This is a genomic window from Streptomyces bicolor, assembly GCF_000719285.1.
In the GTDB taxonomy this organism is placed as follows: domain Bacteria; phylum Actinomycetota; class Actinomycetes; order Streptomycetales; family Streptomycetaceae; genus Streptomyces; species Streptomyces bicolor.
In genome coordinates this window covers 1-24693 of record NZ_JOFS01000047.1, presented here as the reverse complement: position 1 = coordinate 24693, position 24693 = coordinate 1, and the positions used below count along the sequence as shown (strand labels likewise).

16 protein-coding genes and 3 pseudogenes are annotated in these 24693 nt (G+C 70.8%); 11 read left to right on the top strand and 8 right to left on the bottom strand.

Annotation, left to right across the window (positions count from 1 at the left end; all coding sequences use genetic code 11):
- The first annotated feature begins 3 nt into the window (after window positions 1-3).
- The 8 genes from IF78_RS0138700 to tgmB all read left to right on the top strand — a co-directional run bounded on the left by IF78_RS0138700 (window position 4) and on the right by tgmB (window position 7288).
- The gene (locus tag IF78_RS0138700) at window positions 4-822 is read left to right on the top strand and encodes a chitosanase (protein ID WP_031487229.1); all 819 of its coding nucleotides are present in this window, start codon (window positions 4-6) and stop codon (window positions 820-822) included.
- A 205-nt stretch (window positions 823-1027) separates the two neighbouring features.
- Window positions 1028-2392, top strand: coding sequence for an FAD-dependent oxidoreductase (locus IF78_RS0138695; protein WP_031487230.1), 1365 nt, complete (start codon window positions 1028-1030; stop codon window positions 2390-2392).
- 97 nt (window positions 2393-2489) lie between these two features.
- Window positions 2490-3455, top strand: a complete 966-nt coding sequence (locus IF78_RS0138690; protein ID WP_031487231.1) for a DUF1152 domain-containing protein — start codon at window positions 2490-2492, stop codon at window positions 3453-3455.
- A gap of 102 nt (window positions 3456-3557) precedes the next feature.
- On the top strand, window positions 3558-4052 hold the full coding sequence (locus IF78_RS0138685) for a lamin tail domain-containing protein (protein WP_031487232.1): 495 nt from the start codon (window positions 3558-3560) through the stop codon (window positions 4050-4052).
- A gap of 219 nt (window positions 4053-4271) precedes the next feature.
- Window positions 4272-5399, top strand: coding sequence for a hypothetical protein (locus IF78_RS0138680; protein ID WP_031487233.1), 1128 nt, complete (start codon window positions 4272-4274; stop codon window positions 5397-5399).
- A 291-nt stretch (window positions 5400-5690) separates the two neighbouring features.
- Window positions 5691-5987, top strand: coding sequence for a DUF1232 domain-containing protein (locus IF78_RS0138675; protein ID WP_031487234.1), 297 nt, complete (start codon window positions 5691-5693; stop codon window positions 5985-5987).
- 118 nt (window positions 5988-6105) lie between these two features.
- On the top strand, window positions 6106-6297 hold the full coding sequence (tgmA, locus tag IF78_RS0138670) for a putative ATP-grasp-modified RiPP (RefSeq protein WP_031487235.1): 192 nt from the start codon (window positions 6106-6108) through the stop codon (window positions 6295-6297).
- Window positions 6298-6313: 16 nt separating this feature from the next.
- Window positions 6314-7288 (top strand): ATP-grasp ribosomal peptide maturase, encoded by a 975-nt coding sequence (gene tgmB / locus IF78_RS0138665; protein ID WP_031487236.1) that lies wholly within the window; start codon window positions 6314-6316, stop codon window positions 7286-7288.
- Window positions 7289-7294: 6 nt separating this feature from the next.
- On the opposite strand, the gene IF78_RS0138660 is transcribed toward tgmB, so the two are convergent.
- The 3 genes and pseudogenes from IF78_RS0138660 to IF78_RS44360 form a co-directional block, all read right to left on the bottom strand.
- Window positions 7295-7510 carry a hypothetical protein gene (locus IF78_RS0138660; protein WP_031487237.1) on the bottom strand — a complete coding sequence of 72 codons (216 nt, stop codon included), beginning with the start codon at window positions 7508-7510 and terminating at the stop codon, window positions 7295-7297.
- A 211-nt stretch (window positions 7511-7721) separates the two neighbouring features.
- Window positions 7722-8001 (bottom strand): annotated as a pseudogene (locus tag IF78_RS44365) (hypothetical protein); the annotation flags it as partial.
- A gap of 42 nt (window positions 8002-8043) precedes the next feature.
- Window positions 8044-9386, bottom strand: a pseudogene (locus tag IF78_RS44360) (RNA-guided endonuclease InsQ/TnpB family protein).
- 26 nt (window positions 9387-9412) lie between these two features.
- On the opposite strand from IF78_RS44360, the gene tnpA reads away from it, so the two are divergent.
- Window positions 9413-9844, top strand: coding sequence for an IS200/IS605 family transposase (gene tnpA, locus IF78_RS0138645; protein ID WP_037644064.1), 432 nt, complete (start codon window positions 9413-9415; stop codon window positions 9842-9844).
- A 96-nt stretch (window positions 9845-9940) separates the two neighbouring features.
- Here the strand turns inward: tnpA and IF78_RS44355 are convergent.
- Window positions 9941-10147: pseudogene (locus IF78_RS44355) on the bottom strand (hypothetical protein); the annotation flags it as partial.
- Window positions 10148-10274: 127 nt separating this feature from the next.
- Window positions 10275-10736, bottom strand: a complete 462-nt coding sequence (locus IF78_RS0138635; RefSeq protein WP_031487239.1) for a DUF2269 family protein — start codon at window positions 10734-10736, stop codon at window positions 10275-10277.
- A 221-nt stretch (window positions 10737-10957) separates the two neighbouring features.
- Between IF78_RS0138635 and IF78_RS0138630 the strand changes: the two genes are divergently transcribed.
- On the top strand, window positions 10958-11914 hold the full coding sequence (locus IF78_RS0138630) for a GlxA family transcriptional regulator (protein ID WP_031487240.1): 957 nt from the start codon (window positions 10958-10960) through the stop codon (window positions 11912-11914).
- Window positions 11915-12054: 140 nt separating this feature from the next.
- Complete coding sequence (locus tag IF78_RS0138625; protein WP_031487241.1) at window positions 12055-12402, top strand: hypothetical protein; 348 nt, start codon at window positions 12055-12057, stop codon at window positions 12400-12402.
- 59 nt (window positions 12403-12461) lie between these two features.
- Here IF78_RS0138625 and IF78_RS0138620 read toward each other — a convergent pair whose 3' ends face one another.
- Genes IF78_RS0138620 through IF78_RS0138610 form a run of 3 tightly spaced genes read right to left on the bottom strand, consistent with a single transcriptional unit; the run spans window position 12462 to window position 24258 of the window.
- Window positions 12462-19718 carry a non-ribosomal peptide synthetase gene (locus IF78_RS0138620; RefSeq protein WP_031487242.1) on the bottom strand — a complete coding sequence of 2419 codons (7257 nt, stop codon included), beginning with the start codon at window positions 19716-19718 and terminating at the stop codon, window positions 12462-12464.
- Between the two features lie 14 nt (window positions 19719-19732).
- Window positions 19733-22996 carry a type I polyketide synthase gene (locus IF78_RS0138615; RefSeq protein ID WP_051828536.1) on the bottom strand — a complete coding sequence of 1088 codons (3264 nt, stop codon included), beginning with the start codon at window positions 22994-22996 and terminating at the stop codon, window positions 19733-19735.
- The gene (locus IF78_RS0138610; protein WP_031487244.1) at window positions 22996-24258 is read right to left on the bottom strand and encodes an MFS transporter; all 1263 of its coding nucleotides are present in this window, start codon (window positions 24256-24258) and stop codon (window positions 22996-22998) included. Before IF78_RS0138610 ends, IF78_RS0138615 begins: the two co-directional genes overlap by 1 nt.
- Window positions 24259-24693: the final 435 nt, after the last annotated feature.

Here is a 24693-nt window from a genome sequence, read left to right as displayed (position 1 = left end):
GCCGTGAAGCAGTCCACACCCACCTCACGCCGCACCCTCCTCGCACTGATCGGTGCGTCCCTCGCGTCAGTCCCGCTCATCGACTCCCCGCGCGCCGCCGCGCTCCAGGCAGCGGTGGGACTCGACGACCCGGCGAAGAAGGAGATCGCCATGAAGCTGGTGTCGAGCGCGGAGAACTCCTCGCTCGACTGGAAGGCCCAGTACAAGTACATCGAGGACATCGGCGACGGCCGCGGCTACACCGCCGGCATCATCGGCTTCTGCTCCGGCACGGGCGACATGCTAGACCTCGTCGAGCTGTACGCCGACCGCCGCCCGGGCAACGTCCTCGCCCCGTACCTGCCGGCGCTGCGCCGGGTGAACGGCACCGACTCCCACGACGGGCTCGACCCGCACTACCCGCGCGACTGGGCCCGGGCGGCGCAGGACCAGGAGTTCCGTCGGGCGCAGGACAACGAACGCGACCGGGTCTACTTCAACCCGGCCGTGCGGCAGGGCAAGACGGACGGGCTGCGCGTACTCGGGCAGTTCGCCTACTACGACGCCATCGTCATGCACGGCGACGGGACCGACCCCGCCAGCTTCCGCAACATCCGGGGGCGCGCCCTGAACCGGGCCCGGCCACCGGCGCAGGGCGGCGACGAAGTCACCTACCTGCACGCCTTCCTGGACGCGCGGGTGTGGGCGATGAAGCAGGAGGAGGCGCACAGCGACACCAGCCGCGTCGACACGGCCCAGCGGGTGTTCCTGCGCAACGGCAACCTCGACCTGAACACACCGCTCGACTGGAAGGTGTACGGGGACAGTTATCACCTCGACTGAGCAGCACCCGGCGCCCCGCACCGACGGGGCGCCGGACCTGCCCGAACCTGCCTCGCACGCGCATGGGAGAGTGGCCGCGCACGCCTCTGCGGCTCATAAGGTGGCCTTATGAGCTCATAGATCGGACCCGTGTACCGACTTAGGCTTGCCTTAGTTTAGGCTTCCCGACGAGATCGCTTTGTCGCCGCTCGAAGGGAACCTGATCATGCCCCGCCCCCTGCGGGTAGCCATCGTCGGAGCCGGCCCCGCCGGGATCTACGCCGCCGACGCCCTGCTCAAGTCCGACGTGGCCGCCGAACCCGGTGTGTCCATCGACCTCTTCGAGCGCATGCCGGCGCCGTTCGGACTGATCCGGTACGGCGTCGCCCCCGACCACCCCCGCATCAAGGGCATCATCACGGCCCTCCACCAGGTGCTCGACAAGCCGCAGATCCGCCTCTTCGGCAACGTGGACTACCCGAACGACATCAGCCTGGACGACCTGCGCGCGTTCTACGACGCCGTGATCTTCTCGACGGGCGCGATGGCCGACCGCGAGCTGCGCATACCCGGCATCGACCTCGACGGCTCGTACGGCGCGGCCGACTTCGTCTCCTGGTACGACGGCCACCCGGACGTGCCGCGCACCTGGCCGCTTCAGGCGGAGAAGGTCGCCGTGCTCGGTGTCGGCAACGTCGCCCTGGACGTGGCCCGCATCCTGGCCAAGACGGCGGACGAGCTGCTGCCGACGGAGATCCCGCCGAACGTCTACGAGGGCCTCAAGGCCAACAAGGCGCTGGAGATCCACGTGTTCGGCCGTCGTGGCCCGGCCCAGGCGAAGTTCTCCCCGATGGAGCTGCGCGAGCTCGACCACTCCCCCACCATCGAGGTCATCGTCGACCCCGAGGACATCGACTACGACGAGGGCTCGATCGAGACCCGGCGCGGCAACAAGCAGGCCGACATGGTCGCCAAGACCCTGGAGAACTGGGCGATCCGCGACGTCGGCGACCGCCCGCACAAACTGTTCCTGCACTTCTTCGAGTCGCCCACCGAGATCCTCGGCGAGGACGGCAAGGTCGTCGGCCTGCGCACCGAGCGCACCGCACTCGACGGCACCGGCAACGTCAAGGGCACCGGCGAGTTCAAGGACTGGGACGTCACGGCGATCTACCGCGCCGTCGGCTACCTCTCCGACAAACTCCCCAAGCTGCCCTGGGACATCGAGTCGGGCACGGTCCCGGACGAGGGCGGCCGGGTCATCCAGGAGTCCGGCGAGCACCTGCAGTCGACGTACGTCACCGGCTGGATCCGGCGCGGCCCGGTCGGCCTGATCGGCCACACCAAGGGCGACGCCAACGAGACCGTGTCGAACCTCCTGGACGACTTCACGAACGGCCGTCTGCAGACGCCGGCTTCGCCGGAGCCGGAGGCCGTGGAGTCGTTCCTCGCCGAGCGCGAGGTCCGCTTCACCACCTGGGAGGGCTGGTACAGGCTGGACGCCGCCGAGAAGACGCTGGGCGAGCCGCAGGGCCGCGAGCGCGTGAAGATCGTCGAGCGCGAGGACATGCTGCGGGAGAGCGGCGCGTAAGTCGCCGACGCGGACCGACCGAGAGGGCCGGGGGTTCACCTCGGCCCTCTCGGCTTTCTCACGTGCCCCATTGATCGGCCCCTGTTAGCGTCCCCCGGTGTTCTCACTCCTCGAACCCCCGTTCTTCACCCGGCTGCGCGAGGCGCGGCGGGTGCTCGTCGCCGGCGCGGGCGGCGGCTTCGACGTGTACGCCGGTGTGCCACTGGCCCTCGCGCTGCGGGCGGCCGGCAAGGAGGTCCACCTGGCCAACCTGTCCTTCGCGGACCTGTACGGACTGGACCTCGGCGTATGGGTGGACCACGACGTCGCGGCGATACGCCCGGACACCGCCACCCGCGGTGACTACTTCCCCGAGCGCACACTCGCACGGTGGCTGGCCGCGCAGGATCTGCCCGACACGGTGTACGCGTTCGCCCGCACCGGCGTACGGCCGCTCAGGGACGCCTATCGCGCGCTCCTGGAGCATCTGCAGGGCGTGGACGCCATCGTGCTGGTGGACGGCGGGACCGACATCCTGATGCGCGGCGACGAACACGGGCTGGGCACACCCGAGGAGGACATGGCCAGCCTGGCCGCCGTGGCCGGGCTCGACGAGGTCGCGGTGCGGCTGGTGGCGTGCCTCGGCTTCGGGGTGGACGCTTATCACGGCGTCAACCACTCCCTGGTGCTGGAGAACCTCGCCGCACTGGACCGCGAGGGCGGCTACCTCGGCGCGTTCTCGCTGCCGCGCGACAGCCGCGAGGCGAGCCTCTACCTCGAGGCGGTGGAGCACGCCCAGCGGTGCACACCGGGTCACCCGAGCATCGTCCAGGGTTCGGTCGCCGCCGCCGTACGCGGTGATTTCGGCGACGTCCGGTTCACCGAGCGGACCAGGGACAGCGAACTGTTCGTCAATCCGCTCATGGCCCTGTACTTCTGCGTCGACGCGCCCGCCCTCGCCCGCCGCAACCTCTATCTCGACCGGCTGGAGAACACCGCGCTCATGCGCCAGATCAGCTCGGTCATCGAGGACTTCCGCGACGAACTCGCCCGCCAGCGGCCACCTCGGACCTACCCGCACTGACGCACCCGCGTCTCGCATTTCGGTGAAGTCGTTCCAGCCGTCGCGTCGGCTGTATACACTCCTGATCTTCACAGAAGCTCCACACAGGGGGGATGTTTCTCCATGCGCATACGCCATTTGGCCATATCCGCCGCCACCGTCGGCACGCTGGCCGCACTGTCCGCCGTCCCGGCCCAGGCCACCGAGTACTCGTCCGCGCTGAAGATCAAGGGCATCCAGTACGACGCGCCCGGCAGCGACTCCAACAACTGCCGGACCGGCAACACCGACGAGGAGTACCTGACGATCAAGAACTACTCGTCCGGCACCACGGTCAACCTCAAGGGCTACGTCGTGAAGGACAAGGCGGGCAACCGCTTCGCCTTCACCGCCAACCACTACCTGCAGCCCGGCGACTACGTGAAACTCCGGGGCGGCAACGGCACCGACTCCGACGCGGGCAACGTCGTCTACCGCGACAACTGCAACTTCATGTGGAACAACGACAAGGACTCGATCTACCTGTACAAGCCCTCGGGGGCCGGCGCGGACTCGCACTCCTACACCAGGAGCTCGAACGACCCTGACCGCAACGGCTACATCACCTACCACGGCTGAGCCCGGCGGCAAGGCGTGAGCAGGACCCGCCCCAATGCGGATGGTGGGCGGGTCCTGCTCACCGGGCCATTGTCATGACCGGACGTGGTGCGGGCCACGAGTGAACGGCGGCCGGGCTGTGCGGACGGCGCACACCCCGTGTGCGGACCCCGCTCGATCGACGGCCACCTGTGGCGACGATACTGGTACGACCACGTACCCCCGCCCACAGATGGACCCATGCCCAGCTCCCCCAGCGCCCGCCCCACGACCCCGCCCTCGGTGTGGTTGGCCCGTGGCCGCCACCCCGGACCCGCCGCGCAGGACGTCCTCCGGCTCACTCTGCGGCAGCTCAAGGACAGCGGGGACATAGACGACTTTCTGGAGGTGCCCGAGTCCGAGGGTGCCCAGGAGTGGATTTTCGAGGCCCGATGGCGGGTCGCCGGATCGGTGACGGTGCGGGCCCGGCTGACGGTCGAGCACGACTCCGGCAGCGGGCAGCTGTGGGTACTGGCCGCGGAGGCGGAAGCCCCGTGGGACCCGCGGTGGCCGTCGCCGGCCGCCATGTTCTGGCCCCGGGAGCCGGACACGCCCTGGGACCACGACGCGGTCACCGGCCTGCGCCTGAGGGACATCAACCCGCTGCCCCCGGACGACAAGGATGTACGGCGCGTACTGCGGGAGTCCGTGCGCGACGGCTGGAGCATCCACGTCGTCGTCCACGAGGCCATGACGACGGACGAGCGCGGCCGCGTGCCCCTGGCCGGCATGCTGCCGCCGGGCCTGCGCCACCGGGTGGTCGAGCACCGGGCGGCGCCGAGCCAACTGCGCGTCGTGAACTGGGCGCTGCGGGACGTCGGCGTTCAGGTGCCACGCGGGGGTGCCGTGGTGCTGCCCGGGACTCCGGCGCCGTCGGACTACGACGTGGACGACTTCGCCGTACGCAGCGTCTTCCTCGACGGCTCGGAGCCGGCCGAGCTCATCCACGCCGTCACGCGTTTCGCCGCGCTGCCGCGCCCGCTGCCGGACGGCGGCGAGGAGGCCCTCACCGCCCTGCGAGAGGACTGGCGGCTGCTCACACTGGAGGAGGAGCTCGAACGCGAGCGCAAGCTCGTGGCGATGTACGCCGAGGCGCTGGAGGCGATGACGAAGTCCCGCGACCTCTACCGGGAGGCCGCCGAGCAGGCGCACGCGGCGCTGGCCGCCTACCGGGAGTCCGCCGACGCCGTGGCCGAACCGCGGCCCCAGCCGCCCGCCGGCCCGTCCGCGTCCCCGCTCCAGCAGCTGACCCGGACCTTCGAGCGGTTCAAGGGCTCGGCCCGCTCTCGCCGGGCCGTCGAGGAGCAGCCGGAGGCGTCGGACCGCTAGCGGGTGCGCGAGAAGTACGGGAACCGACTGCGGTCGGCCCGTGCGCGTGGGTGCGTACGGCGGTTGCGCAGGACTCGTAGGGGCCGCGTACTGCGTCGAGCGGGTTCGCTCCGGTGCGTGGCTGGACGGACCGCACACCTGGCCAGGGAGGTGTCCGGGCCGATTACGCGTCTTCCGTCCTGACGGGTGAAGAGGTGCGCCGGGTGACCGCCGTCATGCAATGTGCACGCCGCGAACGGGAATCCGACCAGCAGTGCGCGTGGTGCGCACCGAGGGCTGAAGGAGGGTCCGGTGGAGTCGACCACCACGCTGATCGTCGTCGCCGTGGCTCTCGCGGCCGTCCTGCTCGCCGTGGCCGTCGCGGTGCTGGTGCGGCTCGTGCGAACGCGGCGCACACTGCGCCGCGCCGGGCTGCCGACCGGCCCGCGGTGGGTGTTCTGGGGTGCCCTGCTCTATTTCGTGCTGCCGACCGATCTGGTGCCCGATCCGGTGTATCTGGACGACATCGGCGTGCTCCTGCTGGCACTGCGTACCCTGCGCCGCTCCCCCCAGGCCGGACCGCCCGGCCCCGTTGATTACAGAAAGTAAGGAAACCAACCACGCGTTCGATTCGTTTAAGTAAGTGGAAACCAAAGGGCGTCGGCGGACCGAGGAGCGGCGCCGGGTGACCAGGCTCGTTCGGAGCAGCACCTGTAAGGGAGAGACGATGCAACCGTTCGCGCTCAACTATGCACGGCCGGCAGCGGAGTTGGAGGTCAGCACTCCGTACGTCTACGACTCCGGGCTGCAGTTGAACGTGCTCCGTGACGGGCGGATAGCCGCTTGTGATCATGCGTTGATGCGGGAGCTCGGGACCACGACGTCCACGGCGGGCTCCAAGACCCACTTCGACGACTGAACACAGGTCGGCGACGATGACCGTCTTGATTCTGACCAGCGAAGAGGACGTGACGGCGGACATGGTGGTCGTGCACCTGAACGCGTCCGGCGTCCCGGTGGTCCGCCTCGATCCCGCCGATCTGACCGGCGGGGTCGCCCTGTCGGGCGAGTATGTGCACGGTGCCTTCCGCGGACACCTGTCGGCCGCGGGACGGCTGGTGAGCATCGGTGGGCTGCGGTCCGTCTGGCTGCGCAGGCCGGGGATCCCGGCGTCGCGGGCGGCCGCGCCGTCCGGCTGGCTGGCGGAGGAGGCGGGGCAGGCCCTGTACGGGATGCTGCGCGGCAGTGACGCGCGCTGGATGAACCATCCCGACGCGGCTCGCCGGGCCCGTCACAAGCCCTGGCAGTTGCGCCTGGCCCAGCGTTGCGGACTGCCCGTTCCGGCCACCTTGATCACGACGTTTCCGCAGGCCGCCCGCGAGTTCGCCGAGCGGTATCCGGATCTGGTGGTCAAACCGGTGTCCGGCGCGCATCCGCAGGATCCGCCCCGGGCGGTGCCGACCAGCAGGGTGGCCCCGGACGCGGACTTCTCCGCCGTCGCGTTCGGCCCCACGCTGCTGCAACGGCGCGTCGCCAAGCGGGCCGACATACGTCTCACCGCCGTGGGCGAGCGGCTGCTGGCCGCCCGCATGGCGACCGGCGCCGAGGCCGAGGTGGACGTCCGTTTCGCCGAGTCGCAGGCGCCGTGGCATCCCGTCGAGGTCGCGCCACGCGTCGCCGATGCCGTCCACGCCTATCTGCGGGAGGCCGAACTCGCCTACGGCGCCTTCGACTTCGTCGAGGACGGCGACGGCACGTGGTGGTTCCTGGAGTGCAACCAGTCGGGTCAGTTCGGGTTCGTCGAGGTGGACACGGGCCAGCCGATCGCCCGCACCATCGCCGAGTGGCTCGCCCGGCCCGCCGCCGGGCAGGAGGCGCGGGTCAACGGGGCGAGCGCGAAGGTCGTCTGACCGGAATCAGAGATGCGGCGGGCCCGGCGGCAGAGCGCTGCGCTGCCAGGTCGGGGCCGGGGCTGCCGGTCGCACGGGGGCCGGGGCGGTGCCGCCGCTCAGCAGCGGCTGCATGGCGAACTCGACTTCCCGGCTGACGCGTTCGGCCTCCCGACGCACCTGGGTGGGGATGTCGCCGCGCTCCGCGATGAGCCGGTCGTAAATGGGGGAATCCTGGAACACCCGTCAACGCGCCTTTCCTGTCGTGGCCCTGTGTGCATTTGGGCACGGCTGTCGAGTCTAGGCGCGGACGCACCCTGAAGTATGAATTCTGCCAGAGTGCTTGACGGGCGACGAACGGGAACCACGACCCCGACGATGCGCCGTGGGTGTTCCGTGTCACCGAGCCTGGACCGTCTGCCGTTGAAGGTCGATCGGCTTGGGAGGCCGCAGGTCAGCCTTCGTCCATGCCGGACAGAGCCTCGCTGATCATGCGGGTGGCGAAGTCGCGGTCGTCGGTGATGCGGTTGATGTGCTCCGCGAGCAGGAAGGCGGTGGCTTCGAGCGGATTCATCTCGTCATCGGTCCAGTATCCGTACTGCTTGCGCCACAGGCTGGGGCTCAGACCGGTGCCGGCGGCGGCAACCAGACCGGCCATGGTGGGGATGGCACTCGATGACTTCCTTGCCGTGGTCCTCGTAGGCCATCCGCAGCCACTGCATGAACATTTGAAGTTCTCCCCTCCCTTCGCTTGCGCTCAGGAAGGGGATTCCTGTCTACCTTGCGGCGACAGGTTTGACGGTTTTACCCGCCCTGCGACCGCGCCTTCCGGCGGCCGGGAACTCCACGATGACGTGGCCGATCCGGTACAGGTGCAAGACGTTCCTCGCTGCGTTCCAGTCGGCGTTCGCCGTCCAGCCGCAGTCGGGGTTCTTGCATACGAACAGTTCCTGGCTCTCCCGGCTGCCGGGGGTGGTGAAGCCGCAGGCTGAGCATCGCTGGGAGGTGTGGGGGGCGGGGACCTTGACGAGCCGGCCGCCGTAGCGGGCGGTCTTGTACGTCAGCAACCTCACGGTCCGGCCCCATGCCTCCTGGGCGATGGAGCGGTTGAGTCCGGCCTTTGCCCTGGCTCCGTTGTGCAGGAACGCGCCCTGCTGCTCGGGGTCGAGCTTGGGGGCCGGGCTCTTGGTCATGCCAAGGATGTTGAGCTGCTCGACCACCAGCACGCCGTACATGCGGGCGAGATAGGTGGTGGTCTGGTGCTGCCAGTCCAAGGCTCGTCGCGTGGCTTTTGCTCGGAGCTGCTTGATCTGGTCGTAGGTGTGCTGCAACCGCTTGGAGGTCTTCTCCCCGCGCTTGCGGAACGTCTTGCGGTGCGCGGCGTGCCGTTCCAGCTTGAGGAGCTTGGCCTTCTCCTTCGGGGTCAGCCACTTGTCACGGTCGGAGTCACCGTTCGGCAGGCGCGGCGGGCGGCTGTGGTCCTGGTGGTCCTTGTTCGAGAGGGCGAGGGGGATGTTCACTCCGGCGTCGATGCCGACTTCCGGCCCGTGGTGCGGCTCGGGTGTGCGTTCGAGGGTCTGGACGCGGAAGGCGATGTGCCAGCCCAACGCGTCCTTGACCAGGCGGGCGCCGGTGATCCGGTTCTCCTTGTTCGCCCGCTTGCCGACCGGGAGATCCTTGGTCCAGCGGAAGCGGACCCGGCCCAGCTTGGGAATGTTGACCATGCCCCACCGACGGTGGACTCGGACAATGTTCAGGTCCCGGCCCTGCGGAATGTCCACGGACATCGACGAGCGGAAGCGGCCCTTATAGTTCGGCTCGTCGGCCCGGCCTTCCCAGCAGTTCACCCACGCCCGGTGGTACGTCTTCAAGACGGCCTGCGCGGCCTGAGCGGGAAGGACGGCGAGGTAATCGAGACCTCGCGGGCCTGCCGTATCGCCGCATCAGCGAGAGACAGCTTCGTGCCGCTCTTCGGCGTCATCTGCCACCAGGAGTGCAGGCAGTTCCACATGGTGCGGGCCGCGTGCGCCTGGTCATCCATGAGCCGGATCTCGGCACGGCTCAGCGCCAGTCGGGCACGGTGTCCGAACTGCCGCTTCACCAGACCGAGTTCACTCATGGCGATGACTCTACTACGGTTGGTTTATGTCACCACGTTGGAACCCAAACCCTGACGTACGCACCGGCCGTCACGTCGTCGACAACCTGCACGTGCACTTGGTGTTTGTCACCAAGTACCGGCGCGAAGCCATGACGGACGAGATGCTGACGCGCTGCGAAGAGATCATGCGAGAGGTCTGCACGGACTTCGAAGCCGACCTCAAACAGTTCAACGGCGAAGAGGACCACGTACACCTGCTCGTGCACTACCCACCGAAAGTCCAGCTCTCCAAGCTGGTCAACTCCCTCAAGGGCGTCTCCGCCCGCCTGCTCCGCAAGGAGTACGACACGCACGTGCGCCGCTACCTGTGGGGCGGCCACTTCTGGTCCGGCTCCTACTTCGCCGGAAGCTGCGGCGGGGCGCCCCTGACCGTCGTACAGCAGTACATTGAGCGGCAGAAACGCCCCGTGGGATGAGGTCAACAGTGCAGACCCGTGCCCCAGTGCGGGTCACCCCTATTCCGAGATGGTCATCACCATCCGGCCTGAAGGCCGGAGCACTGGCCAAGATCAAAGGTAGATGAGCGTGCACGCCCCGTCCAGCATGTCATCGACTCCGCCGGGGCCCAGCGATGCGGCGAACTGGTCGGTCAGCGCCCGCTGTTCGGCGTCGGGCTGCGTCTTGTCGTCGTAGATGGCCTTCAGCCGTGAGTCGACCATCATGAGCGCTGCGCCCACATCACCGACGGGAGCGTGCTGGGGGTCGCAGGGTGATGGCACGGGGTTCCTCCTCGACTGAGGGTTGGCAACGCAGCGTGTCCGTACAGTAACTCACCGATGATGCGAGGGTCTGACGATTCAGCAGGCGCCCGGACAGTGGGCCGCTCCGCCGGTCCCGCCGGAGGGGTCAGGCCCCCGTCGTCGAGCCCGGCCGGACGATCATCAGGACGGTGACGGTGGCCCAGAGCAGGTTGAAGATGCCGGTGAACATGGCGAGTTGCACCGTCGCCGAGTGCTCGACGGGCTTCTCGGCGTCCAGTTGCTCCAGCAGTTCCTCCTGGCGGGGCAGGACGAAGGCGACCAGGATTCCGGCGGCCGCCGCCGTCAGGGCGATCGACGTGATCAGCCAGCCGCTGCCGAGGACTCCCATCGCCAGTGCGGTGGCCAGCCCGAGGACGGGGACCGACACCCCGATGCCCGCGTAGACACGGCAGATGCGGTACAGGAGCCGGACGGTGCCCACCGCCACGGCTCCGTCCGTCGCCGGAACGCGGCGCGCCGCCGGCGGGAACATGCTGGCCGCGACGGTGACGGGGCCGACGGCGACGATGGCGGCCAGGACGTGAAGGGTGAGCAGGATCTTGGTCATCGGGTGGTGTCGTTCTCCGTGTCGGCGTGGGAATCGGTGCCCCGGGATCGGCTCGCGCGGGGCGGCTCGGCCCACGTTAGGGATCTCCCCGGTGATCGCACAGAGGCTGAAATGACAGCTTCCAACGGATTCTCGCCAACCCCGTGTCCGGTGCCTTACCCCGGCGCTCTCCCGTGACCTGGGCTTCTGTCCTTGGCGAGAATCCGCCTAGGGTGGCACTCATGCACACCGTGGCGATCCTGGTTCTCGACAACGTGGTGCCGTTCGACATGGCGACGCCCTTCCAGATGTTCGGCTGGACGCGGCTGCCGGACGGCCGCCGTCCCTACCGGGTCCGGCTGTGCGCCGAGTCGCCGGAGGTTCCCACGGAGGGCTTCGCGCTGCGGATCGACCGGGGGCTCGACGGGCTGGCGGACGCGGACACGATCATCGTGCCGGGCTGCGCCGACTCCGGGCCGCCCTCCCCGGAGGTCACCGCGGCCCTCCGGCAGGCTGCGCAGGCCGGCACACGGATCGCGTCGGTGTGCGTGGGCGCCTTCGTCCTCGCCGAGGCGGGCCTGCTGGACGGGCTGCGCGCCACCACCCACTGGATGGCCACCGGCGAACTTGCCGCGCGGTTCCCGGACATCGAGGTCGAGCCGGACGTGCTGTACGTCGACAACGGGCAGATCCTCACCTCCGCCGGCGCAGCCGCGGGACTCGACATGTGCCTGCACATGATCCGGCGCGATCTGGGCTCGGCGGTCGCCGCGCACACCGCGCGGGTGTCCGTCGTACCGCTGGAACGGGAAGGCGGGCAGGCGCAGTTCATCGTGCACGAGCACCCACCGGTACCGCGCGGCTCGGCGCTCGAACCCCTGCTGGATTGGATCGAGGACAACCTGGCCCAGGAGGTCACGCTGGCGCAGATGGCGGAGCGCTCGGGTATGAGCGAGCGCACCCTCAGCCGCCGGTTCCGTGAGCAGACCGGCACCACGCCGCTGCAGTGGCTGCTGCGGGCGCGGGTGCGGCGGGCCCAGTATCTGCTGGAGAACAGCGACCATCCGGTCGAACGGATCGCGCGGCAGGCTGGGTTCGGCTCGCCGACGGCGTTCCGCGACCGCTTCCGCCGGGTGGTCGGCACGACCCCGCACGCCTACCGCTCCGCGTTCCAGGCGAAGAGCGCGGTCCGCGTATAGCGACCGGTCCGCCGGACAGGCCCTGGGCATTACCGATGGACCACACTGTTCGGTCACGGTGGGAAAAATCACCCGAGTCCACGCGTGCGGTCAGCAGTTGGACAAGGTGTATTTATCCTCCGCAAGGACGGTGTACGCCCATGAATTGCTCCAGCCGCCTCCTCTGTGTCCTCTACGTCGCCACGAGCGCGGGGCTCGTCTGGACCTCGGTCCTGGAATTCCGGTACGGCCCCGTGTGGGCCGCGTGCCTGTTCGCCGCCGCCGGTCTCGTGCCGCTCATCGCCGTCGTACGGGAGACCGTGATCGGCGAACAGCGGCGGTGGCTGCTGGAGATGGTCGCGCGGGCCGGGCGTGAGGGCGACGCCGCCGAGGCGATCGTCAGGGCGGAGCTCGATTCGGCGTGCTGCGAGCGCTGGTGGACGAGCCTCGGCAACGAGCACGACGTGACGTGTCGGCACGGGATGCCGCGCAGCAGCAGCGCCGCGTGAGCGTCCGCGACGCCGCCCCGGGTGCGCCGGCAACCTGCGGGGCGGTGTCGCGGGCGCGGTCAGCCCTCGACGGCCCGGTCGACCTCCTCGCGCAGGAGGGCGACGTAGTCGCGGGTCCAGCCCTCGACGGTGACCTGGTCCCACAGGTCGGACGAGTACTCCACGAAGCCCTTGAGCTCGTCCCCCGCCGGGACCAGTCCGAAGGTGAGTTCCGTGCGGGACGCGGCGGGGGCGAGGTCCTCGACGGCCGTGGTCAGCCCGGGCAGCTCGATCTCGGCGTTCAGTGAGCTCTGGTACGCGAAGCCGACGTCCAGCCGGTCCGGCACCTCGACGCCCTTGAGTTCCCGCAGCGCGGGCGCGATCCGGCGCACCGGCATGGCCCGGTCCATGCACTCCACCGTCGTACGGGCGACCCGGTCCGTCAGGTCGGCGAAGGAACCGTCGGCCCCGTCCCGCACCGGCAGCGCAAAGCCGGTGATCGTGCAGGCCAGCAGGGACTCGAACTCGCGGCGCTCCCGGTTGGCGTAGGAGATGTTGAACACGACGTCGCGTTGTCCGGACTTCCGTGCGAGCAGCCGTCCGAGTGCGGCCGCGGTGACCACGAACGGCGTCGTGCCCCGCTGCCGGGCCAGTCGCTCGACCCCGGCCCGCAGCTCGGCCGGCACGGTGAACATCACGGCGCCGCCCCGGCCGCTCGCCCGCTCCGGCCGGGGCCGGTCCAGGGGCAGGTCGACGGTGAACGGCACTCCGTCGAGTTCACGCACCCAGAACCGCAGCTTGTGTTCGTCGGCGGCCTCGTCGGTCTGCTCCTGTTGCCATCGCGCGTACGCGACGGGCTGGCACCGCACGGGCGGCAGGGCGTGCGGTTCGCCCGCCACGGCGGAGCCGTAGAGCACGGCCAGCTCCCGCAGCAGCAGGCTGACGGACCATCCGTCGCACGCGGAGTGGTGCAGGACGAGGAGCAGCACCCACGAGCTGTCGCCGGTGCGTACGAGACGCACCGCCATCGGGGTCCCGTCGGTGGGATCGAGCGGTGTCTCGGCGGCGTCGGCACTGGCCCGTTCCAGGGCGGCCTGCCGCTCCCGCTCCGGCCGCGCGCAGACGTCCTCGACCGGCAGCTCCACCGGTCCGGGCCGCAGGACCTGCTGCTCCCAGCCGTCCCCGCTGCGGGCCAGGCGGGTGCGCAGTCCCTCGTGACGCTCGACGAGCCGGGTGAAGGCGGTGCGCAGGGCCGCCACGTCCAGCTCGCCGGAGAGGGTGATCCGCAGGGCTACGTTGAAGACCTGCGGGAGGAGATGGCCGGCATGCACCGTGGCGAAACGGGCCTGTTGCGCGGTGGCGGGTGCCCTGCGTTCCACGGTGCCGGCCCCGCCCGCCCGCGGACCCCCCGTCATCTCGCCCAGGGCCGGGGAGAGTCGGTCAGTCATGGCGCGCAGTGTCGGCTCCTCGTAGAAGCGCAGCATCGGGTACTCGGTGCCGAACTCCTCGCGGACCCGGTTGACCAGCCGCATCGCGGTGATGGAGTGGCCGCCCAGGTCGAAGAACGAGGCGTCCGCCGCGATGCCGTCGGCGTCGACGCCGAACTCGGCCGCCCACAGCTCGCGGACACGCCGCTCGACGTCGGTGCGGTGACCGTCCGCCGGTTCCCGGCCGACGCCGGACGGCGTTCGGTTCGGTGCCGTGGTGACGAGGTCGGGCGCCGGCAGCGCGGATCGGTCCAGTTTGCCGTTGCCGGTCACGGGCAGGGCGGGCAGGACCCGCCAGGCGCGCGGCACGAGGTACTCCGGGAGCCGGGACGCCAAGTCCTCGGCGAGGAGGTCGGCGACGGCCTGCCGGTCGTCGGCCGCCGCGCCGATCGGGTCGGCGGGTACGGCGTACGCCGCGAGGTAGGCCTCTCCTCGATCGTTGTGGCGGGCCAGCACGGCCGCCTCGCGCACCCCGTCCAGGGCGTTGAGCACGCGGGAGACCTCCTCCGGCTCGACCCGGAAGCCACGGATCTTCACCTGGTCATCGGCCCGTCCGCAGAACTCCAGCTTCCCGTCGACCGTCCAGCGGACGAGGTCGCCCGTGCGGTACCTGCGCGCGTCCGGACCGCCGTCCGGGTCCGGCAGGAAGCGCTCCTCGGTGAGTCCGGGGCGGTGCAGATAGCCGAGGGCCACGCCCGGTCCGCCGACGTACAACTCCCCCACCGTGCCGACGGGCACCGGACTGCCGGACGCGTCGAGCACGCTCAGCCGTACGTTGTCGGCCGGGCGGCCGATGGCGATCGGGCGGGCGGGGTGCTGGTCCTGCGGGGACACGGTTTCCGTGGTGCAGAGCACGGTGACCTCGGTGGGTCCGTACACGTTCACCGTCTCGTACGGCGCCTCGGGCCGCGGGCGGGTGCGCAGCACGTCGCCGCCGAGCAGCAGGTGACGCAGCGGCGGCTGGTCGCCGGCGGGCAGTCGCAGCAGTTGTTCGCCCAGGGCGGTGGGGAGGATGGAGAAGGTGGCGCCCTGCTCGGCGTACCACCGTGCCAGGGCGAGCGGATCCCGGCGCAGGTCCTCGCCGGCGATGGTGACCGACGCTCCCGTGGTCAGCGCCGGCCAGATCTCCAGGAGTGAGGCGTCGAAACTCTGGCTGCACACGACGGCGCTGCGGTCGGCGGACGTGAACGCGAAGCGCCGGTGCTGCCATTCGCACAGGTCGACGACTCCCTGGTGGGTCACCACGACACCCTTGGGGGTGCCGGTGCTGCCCGAGGTGTAGAGGACGCAGCACGGGGACCGGGGATCGGTCGGGGACGTCGTGGGCGGCGCGTGGTGTGCGGTCGCGTCCGGCGGTACGACGGTGACGCCCGCGGGCAGCTTCAGTGCGGCCGCCTCGTCGCGCGTCGACACCACGATCCGGGCTCCGCACTCGGCGATGACCTGCTCGGCGCGTGGCCGGCCGAGGGACGGATCGAGCGGCACATAGGCGCGGCCCGCCTTGAGTACGGCGAGCATGGCGACGACGAGGTCGGCGCAGCGCGGCAGCCACAGGGCCACCTCGCCCGTGCCCGTCGGGGGCTGTGCCCGCAGGGCGGCGGCCAACTGCTCAGCGCGGTCGTCCAGTTCGCGGTACGTCAGTGTGCTGTCGCCGCTGATCACGGCCGTGCGGTCGGGCAGCGCCGCGGCCTGCCGTGCGACCAGGTCGTGGACGGGGGTGGCGGCGAGCGGGCGGGACGGGCCGTGTCGCCAGGACGGCGGCACGGGCTCCCCGTCGACGGCTGCCGGAGCGAGCCGCGACAGCGGTGCCTCGGGTGTGTCGACGGCCGCCGCGAGCAGGTCCCGGAACGTGGCGAAGAACCGCTCGACGGTCTCCTGGTCGAACAGGTCGGTGTTGTACTCCAGATGGCAGCGGATGCCGTGCGGCTGGTCGGTGAAGTAGACGGTCAGATCCGTCAGGGACTTGTCCGGGCCGGCGTCCAGCGGTGTGGCCTCGATGCCGGGCAGGTCGAAGCGGAACGGCTCGGCGCGCTGGAACTCGGCGAACGTCTGGAACACCGGTGTCCGGTCAACCGCCCTGGGCGGGGCGAGCTCGCGCACCACCGTCTCGAAGGGCACGCGCGCGTGGTCGTACGCGTCGAGGGCGACCGTGCGCACGCGGTCCAGCAGCGTGCCGAACGCGGGGTCGCCGGACAGGTCGAAGCGCAGTGCGAGCGTGTTCACGAAGAACCCGAGCACGTGCTCGGCCCGCTCGGGCCGGTCCGAGATCGGGGTGCCGACGACGATGTCCGTCTGTCCGCTGATCCGGTGCAGCATCGCCGCGTACCCGGCGAGCAGCGTCATGAACAGGGTGCTGCGGCGGGCGCGGCTCAACTCCCGCAGCTTTTTGGAGAGTTCCGGGTCGAGGGTGTGGAAGACCGCCCGGCCGTTGGAGGTCATCGTCGCGGGGCGCGGCCGGTCGGTGGGCAGGGCGAGGACGGGCAGGTCTCCGCCGAGGGTGCGGCGCCAGTAGGCCAGGTCCTCGTCGGCTTCGGGGCCGTCGGCGCAGGCCGCCTGTTCCCTGGCGTGGTCGGCGTAGCTCCAGGTGAGCTCGGGGAGGTCGGGGGCGGTGCCGTCGTATGCGCTGCGGTAGAGGGCGGACAGGTCACGGGCGAGGACGGTGGCTGAGGCCGCGTCGACCACGATGTGGTGGAGGGAGAGGACGAGCACGTGCTCCGCCACGCCGAGCCTGACCAGCCGGGTGACGAACAGGGGGCCGTTCGCCAGGTCGAAGTGGCGCGCGCTCTCGGCGGCCAGGACGTCCTGAAGCGGGCGGTCCACGACCTCGAATTCGGGCTCGGTCGACACTCGCACGACCTGCCGGGGCTCGCCTCCGGTGTCGCGGAAGACGGTTCGCAGCCCCTCGTGACGGGCGACGAGGCCGCGAACTGCCGCATGCAGAGCGGGTATGTCGAGCGGGCCGTCCAGGCGGATCGCCTTGACCTCGTTGTAGGCGGTGCGTCCCGGAAGGAGGCGCTCGAGGAACCAGATCCGTTCCTGGCCGGGCGACAAGGGCGCGTCGACGGGGGCGGGTTCGGCCCGGGCGGTTTCGGCCCGGGCGGACTCAGCGGGTCGCGACCCCGCAGCGAGCCCCCGGCCGTGGTGGCGGCGCAGGGCGTCCAGGCGTGGGAGGCCGGCGCGCAGTGCGTCCGGTGCGACGCCGAAGTCGACCAGTGCCACGATCTCGTCGGCACCGGCCTCGGTCACCGCGTCCACCACCGGACGGACGCTGTCCACCGTGCCGATCAGGGCGCGCTGGTCGCAGTAACGGCCGTAGGCGCGGCGGAACACCGCCTCCAGGTCGTCCTCGCTCAGCGCGGCGAGGTCGATGTGGTGGCCGAGGCTGTTGGTGACGCCGCTGAACACGGACAGGGACGCGCGCATATAGCGGGACAGCGGTTCGTACGCCTGTGTCCGCGCGGTGTCGTGGTCCTCCGCGAGGTAGGTGTGCAGCAGGACCGCCACTCGCCCGGCGTCCGGGTCCAGGCCGTGCCGGGCCCGGGTTCGGCGGTAGCGGGCGATGTTCTCCCGGAGCTGTTCGACGGTCTGGCTCATGAGGTTGGTGACGATGCCCAGGTCGTGGCGGGCGGCGAGTTCGTACGAGGCGGGATTGCCGACCACCGCGGTGTACAGGGGTGGAGCGTCCTGGACCGGCCGTGGGAAGAGCCGCAGCTCGGCCTCGCCGTCACCGGTGGTCCGGCGCACCGCGTCGCCGCGCCACAACTTCCGTACCTCCGCCAGCTGTTCGTACATCAGCTCCTTGTGCCGGCCGAAACGGTCGGGGAAGAAGGCGAAGTCCTTGGCGCTCCAGCCACTGGCGACGCCGATGCCGACACGCCCGCCGGAGAGGTTGTCGACCATCGACCACTCCTCGGCGACCCGGATCGGGTCGTGGAGCGGCAGGACGACGGAGCCCGCGTTGAGCCGTATGCGCTCGGTCTCACGGGACAGCGCGGCCGCCAGCACCGCCGGGTTGGGGAAGAGCCCGCCGAAGGAGTGGAAGTGGCGCTCGGGCATCCACAGCGCGTGGAAGCCGTGCCGGTCGGCGAACCGGGCGACGTCCATGAGGAGTTCGTACTGCCCTTGCCGCGGTGCCGACGCGTCCTGCGGGTAGTCGCCGAAGAAGTAGACGCTGAAGTCGGGGGTGCGCGGGGCGGTTCGGCGCACGGGTGCCGTGCGGGATCCGGTGACGGCCGCGGCGTTCCAGGCCATGGCGGCCACCGGGGCGGGCGTCGGCGCAGGCTTGGGCTCCGGCTTTGGTGGCGCGGCCTTCGGCGCCGCGGGCCGCCCGCCCGGAAAGAAGCCCGCCGACCGCAGCTCGCGCAGTGAATCCCGTACGGCGTCCGCCACGAACTCGATGTCGCCGTCCGAGTGGGCGGTGGACAGGAAGAAGTTGCGCCACTCCCAGACGTGCACGCCGCGCAGCATCAGGTGGTGGTACAGGAGTTCCATGTCGGCGCGGTGCTCGAAGCGGAACTGGGAGCCGAAGTGGCTCATCCGCAGCGGGTACTCCTCGTCCTCGAAGAAGCCGTTCAGCGTCGCGGCCAGTTCGGCGGTACGCGCGTTGAGCCGCTCCTGCAGACGGGGGCTGTGCTCCTTGAGGTGGGTCAGTACGGCGCGCGCGGCGACCATCGACACGGGGTGCTGGATGTACGTACCGCCGAAGAAGGTGGTGTCGGCGGGTGGGTAGCTGTCGTCGCCGTACGACCAGTGGCCGCCGTCGACGCCGTCCATGATGTCGGCGCGGCCCGCGATGGCGCCGATGGGGAAGCCGCCGCCGAGCAGCTTGCCGTAGGTGGCGAGGTCCGGGGTGACGCCGTACAGCTCCTGCGCGCCGCGCAGGGCGGGGCGGAATCCGGTCAGCATCTCGTCGAAGAGCAGCACGATGCCGCGGCGGCGGGTCAGGTCCCGCAACTTCCGCACGAATTCGACCGGTTGGAGCGACGGATGCCTGCTCTGCACCGGCTCCACGACGATTGCGGCGATGTCGTCGGCGTGCCGGGCGATGGTCTCCAGGGCGGTGTCGCTGCCGTACTCGAGGACCAGCAGATCGGCGACGGCGGCCTGCGGGATGCCGCGGGAGACGGGAACGGTGAGCTGGTCGGCGCCGCCGGCCGAGGTGCGGCCGAGGACGTTGTCGGCGTGGCCGTGGTAGGCGCCCCGGAAGGTGACGATCTTGTCGCGGCCGGTGGCGGCGCGGGCGAGGCGGATGGCCGCCGAGTTGGCCTCCGTACCGGAGTTGGCGAACGCCACGCGCTCCAGGCCGGTCAGTTCGGCGAGGAGTTCCGCGGCCTCGCCGGTCTCGATGGTGCGCGGGCCGAGCTGGATGCCGCGGGAGAGGTGCTCGCGGACGGCCTCGGTGACGAAGTCCGGCTCGTGGCCGAAGAGGAGGACGCCGAAACCCATCGTGATGTCGACGTACTCGTTGCCGTCGACGTCCTGCAGTCGTGCCCCGCTCGCCCGGTGGCCCGCGATCGGGTACAGCATCTCCTTCGTGCCGCTGCGGAAGCCGACGACGGCCCGGCTGTCGGCCAGGACACGGCGGTAGCGCTGGGCGATCCGCTTGGAGGTCGGCGTCTTGGCGGTGTAGCGGCGTACGAGGTCGTCCAGGTGCTCCTGCTGGGTGTGCGGGGAGGCGCCCCGCACCATGCCGGAGGCCCTCGCGACCGTCACGCGGGGGCCGTGGACGAGCGGCGGCTTCGGCGACTGTTCGTCCGAGGTGGGGGTACCGGCGCCCGCCCGCATCTGCTCGGCGATGCGCTGCGAGAGCTCGGCCATCGCCGCGAGGTCCTGGTCCAATGCGGCGGACATGCCGTTCAGTCCGCTCACTGGGCCGCCCTGCCGTTGAGGCGGTCCGCGGTGGTGGCGGTCTGGAGGGCGAGCAGCTGGGAGAGCTGGGTCATCATCTGCAGCTGTATCCGGGACATCTGCTGGAGCTTGTGGGCGAGGTTCTCCAGCTCTTCGCGAGTCGCGTATTCGGCAGCGGGTACGGCGGCCACGGGCTCGCGAGCGGGCGCGGCGGCCACGGGCTCGGGAGCGAATGAGGCGACCGTGGGCTCGCGCTCCGCCGCGAAGCCAGGCTGCGGGGCGTCCTGCGGTGGCGGCGCCGGCATGCGGGCGACGATGAACTCCGCGAGCCGGCGCGGCGTACCGGTCTCCTCGAACAGCTGGCGCATCGTCACCTTGACCTGGTGCTCCTGCTCCAGCTCCCGCAGCACACTGATCATCTGCAGCGAGTCGGCGCCGAGGTCGAAGAAGGACGCGTCGCCGCCGATCGCCGACGGATCCTCGCCGAGGTGCCGGGCGGTCGCCTCGACGACGCTGTGAAGTACGGGCCCGACCACTGCCTCTTGCTGAACCACTTCCGCTTCCTCTCTCGCTGATGTTCCCGTGCGCGGGGCCGTCAACTCCGGCCCGGTCCAGTGGTCCTTGTGCTGGAATCGGTAGCCGGGCAGCGGGATGCGCCTGCCCCCGCTGCCGGCCAGCAGCACCCGCCAGTCGACGTCCGCGCCCGCGCAGTGCAGGCCGGCGGCCGCACCCCAGAGGGTGCCGAGCCCGGTGCCGCGCCGCAGCGAGGGCAGCGACCGCACCTCGGGCAGCGCTCGGCGGGCGAGGCCGCTGAGGGTGGTGTGCGGCCCGATCTCCAGCAGTACGTCGGGCCGCTGTGCGCCGATGCCGCGCAGGGCCGCGTCGAAGCGGACGGGCTCGCGGGTGTGCCGTACGAGGTGGTCGGTGTCCGGGGTCCAGCCGGGCGGGCGGGCCACACCGTCCAGTGCGCTGACGAAGGGGACCCGTACGGGCCGGAAGACCACGTCGTCGAGGAGCTTGCGGAACTCCTCCAGCATCGGTTCCATCAGGGCGGTGTGGAAGGCGCGGGTCACGGGCAGCCGGTGACCCGGTGTGCCGCGGTCGTCGAGCAGGGCGCACGCCCGTTCCACGGCCGCCACCGGCCCGGCGAGCACCTGCGCTCGCTCGCCGTTGGTCACGGCCGGCTCCAGGCCGGGGATCTCGGCGGCCAGGGCGAGGGCGGCCTCACGGTCGAGCGGTGCCGCGACCATCGCGCCCGGCTCGCAGCGCTGCCGCATCAACCGGCCGCGTGCGGTGGTCAGGCGCAGACCGTCGTCGAGCGACAGGGCTCCGGCCGCGTGCAGGGCGGCGTACTCTCCGACGCTGTGGCCGGTGACGGCGTGCGGTTCGATGCCGGTGTCGCGCCACAGCCGGACGAGGGCGCACTGGAGGGCGAAGAGCGCGGGTTGCGCGGTGTCCGTGTCCTGCTCCGCCCCATGTCCGGCTGTCCGGTCGGTCAGCAGCGGGTCGCCGGTGAGGTCGCGGTAGTGGTGCTCGCAGGCGTCGAGCACCTCGCGTACGACGGGGAAGCGCTCGTGGAGGTCGGCGGCCATCCCCGGGTACTGGCTGCCCTGCCCGGTGAACTGGAACGCCACGCGCGCGGGGCCGTCCTGGGGTGCCGCCCCCATGGTCGTCGTCGCTCCCGCGGTGCCGGCGAGCCAGGTGTCGAGGGCGTCGGCGACAACCCTGGAGGTGGAGCCACGGACCGCGAGCCGGTGACGGCCGTGGGCGCGGCCGAGGGCGGCCGTGGTGACGAGGTCCGCGAAGTACGGTTCGGGCGACTGCCGCAGCCGGTCGCTCAGGGCGCGGGCGTTGTCCGCCAGGGCCTGCGGGGTGCTCCCGGAGACCAGCAGCACGTCCGGCGGGGCGACGGCTTCGGTCCGGGGCGCCGGTTCGGGAGCCTGTTCCAGGATCAGATGGACGTTGGTGCCGCCGACGCCGAGCGAGGTCAGCCCCGCGCGGCGCGGCACGTCGCTGTCGGGCCAGGGCCTGGCGGTCCGGGGAATGTAGAAGGGACTGTTGTCGAGGTCGATGAGCGGGTTGGGCTCGCTGAAGTTCGCCATCGGGGGGATGACGCCGTGCCGCAGGACCAGCAGGGTCTTGACCAGGCCGGCCAGTCCGGAGGCCGCGTCGAGATGGCCGATGTTGGCCTTGGTCGAGCCGAGGGCGCATGTGCCGTTGCGGTCGGTGTCCTCGCGGTAGGCGCCGGCCGCGCCGTCGAACTCGATCGGGTCACCCTTGAGCGTGCCGGTGCCGTGGGTCTCCAGGTAGCCGATGGTGTCCGCGCCGATGCCGGCCCTGCGTAAGGCCTGACGGATGGCGGCTCGCTGGCCCCGTGCGCTCGGCGCGGTGAACGTCGTCTTGTCGGCGCCGTCGTTGCTGATGCCCCAGCCGCGTATGACGCCGTGGATCGTGTCGCCGTCGGCGACGGCCCGGGCCAGCCGCTTCAGTACGACGGCCAGGACGCCCGTGCCTCCCACGGTGCCGTCGGCGCCGGCGTCGAAGGCCCGCAGGCGGCCGGACTTGGAGAGGATCGAGCCCTTGACGTAGCGGTAGCCCAGGATCTGCGGCACATGGACGGCGGTGGCACCGACGAGGGCGACGTCGCAGTCGCCCATGAGCAGCGACTGCGCGGCCGACTGCACACCGACCAGGGAACTGGAGCAGCCCGTCTGAACGTTGACGGCGGGTCCGGTGAGGCCCAGCCGGTGGGCGACACGGGTGGCCGTGAAGTCGGCGTAGTTGCCGACGGTCAGCTGCATGCCCGTCATCCAGTCGGTGACGGGCCTGCTCGGCAGAACGTTGTTCAGGAGGTAGTTCTGCAGCGTGTAGAGGTGGTAGCCGGTGCTGGCGTAGACGCCGACGCGGGTGCCGTCCCGTTCGTCCGGGTAGCCGGCGTTCTCCAAGGCGTGCTGGGCGCACTCCAGGAACATGCGGTGCTGGGGGTCGGTGAGCCGGGCCTCGCGGGCGCTCATCGCGAAGTGCTGCGCGTCGAAGCCGGCGATGTCGTCCAGCACACCGGAGGCGCCGACGAAGTCCGCCGCCCGGTACTCCTCGGCGGGGACACCGGCCGCCGCCAGCTCTTCCTGCGTGAAACGCGTGATGCAGTCCGTGCCGTCCCGGATGACGCGCCAGAACTCCTCGGGGGTGTCGGCGCCGGGCAGCCGGAAGGCCATGCCGATCACGGCCATGCGCGGATCCGGATCGAGGGCCTCCCACGGGGCCGGTTCGCTCGTGCCCATCAGCCACGCCCCTCCGTCACCGTCGGTCTCTGACTCCCCGCCGGTTCCGCCGCACCCCGCACGGCCGTTCGCCCCCTGCTGACCAGCAGCAGAAGCAGGGCGAGGCACAGAGCGATCGCGAGGCCGTGGAAGGCGGCCACGACCTGCAGCGGTGAGAAGGTCTCCAGGAGGGCGCCGCTGACAAGCATGCCGAGCCCGAAGCCGGTGTTCTCGGCCGAGGCGGAGAGCCCGAAGAGGCGGCCGCGCTGGTCGTCGGGGGCGGTCTGGAGCCTGGACACGTACACGATCTCGGTGAATCCGTCGGCGGCTCCGGCGACGAGCGCGGCGATGACGGCCGTCACGGTCGGCAGCCCGCTGAACACCAGGATGAAACCGGCCGACATGACGCACGCACCGAGCGCGAACGCCCGCTCCCCCGGGGTACGCCCGGTCTTCTTGGTGACCCGGCCGATCACCTGCTGGGCGACGATGCTGCCGATGGCCCACGTGGCCCAGAACTGGCTGATGAACGTCGCCGGATGGTCCGGATCCAGGCTGCTGGAGTAGAGGGGCAGCGCGACGTTGTGGGACGAGGAGCCCAGCCCGTCCACCGCCCGGACGGCGATCATCGCCATCAGCACCGGGGCCGTGCCCAGCAGCATCCGGGCCGTCCAGCGGGCGGCGGCGGAGGACTCGGCGCCGTCGCCGGCCGCGCTGTCCGTCTTGGCAGCCCTGGTGCGTACGGGCAGCAGGAACAGCACCGTCGCGGAGACCAGGAAGGTCGCGGCGTCCAGCGCGAACGCCGCGGAGTAGCCGAGCTCGGCCACCACCAGGCCCGACGAGGCGAACCCAGCGATCATGGCGAGCGAACGCCCGGTCACCAGGAGCCCGTTGGCCCGGACGCGGTGCTCGGCACCGACGATCTCCGGGATGCTGCTGCGCAGGGCCACCTGGGACAGCGTCGAGCAGCCGCCCGTGACGACCGCGAGGGCGTACAGCAGTCCGGGGCGCACACCGTCCGGGGCGAGCAGCAGCGTCAGCAGCGCCGCTGCCTGGCACAGATCGGCGCCGACCATCAGGCGCTTGCGGTCGAACGCCGAGACGAGACGGCCGCTCACCCAGCCCGACACGACACTGGTCGCGAGGCGTACGGCCATGAAGAGGCCGGCGGCCAGCGCGCTGCCGGTGGCGTCGTAGACGAACACGTTCAGCGCCACCATGTTCAGGTAACTGCCGTACGCCGAGATGCCGTTGCCCAGGACGAGCAGACGGAAGTACCTCATGCACCTTCCTCTGGTCTGCATGAAGGGTGTGTGATGTGCGGCCGGGATGACTCGCCCCGCCTGCTCAGCGGCGGGACGGTACGCGGACGGACGACCCGTGGCCCCGGTTCAGCCCCCGGTACGGTCGCGCGGCGCGTTCATGCCCCCATTGCCGGCCCAGCACAGAAACCATTCCCCCTACGGGCCGCCGGACGACGGCCATTGGTCCGCCACCCAAGCAGAACCGGACAGGCACGTTCAAGACTGCGGTGTGGTCCAGACGACTTCCGGCCCGGATTTGGCGATTTCGAAGCGATCACGACCTCCGACGTCGGTGACTCCCGTCAAGGCCGGAAGGTGACTCCTCCCCCTCGTGAACGAGGGGGCTTCTCGCTATGCCGGTGCGGCTTCGCGACGGACCAGCCCGGCCCGTAGGACATTGATCGCGCCCACCGT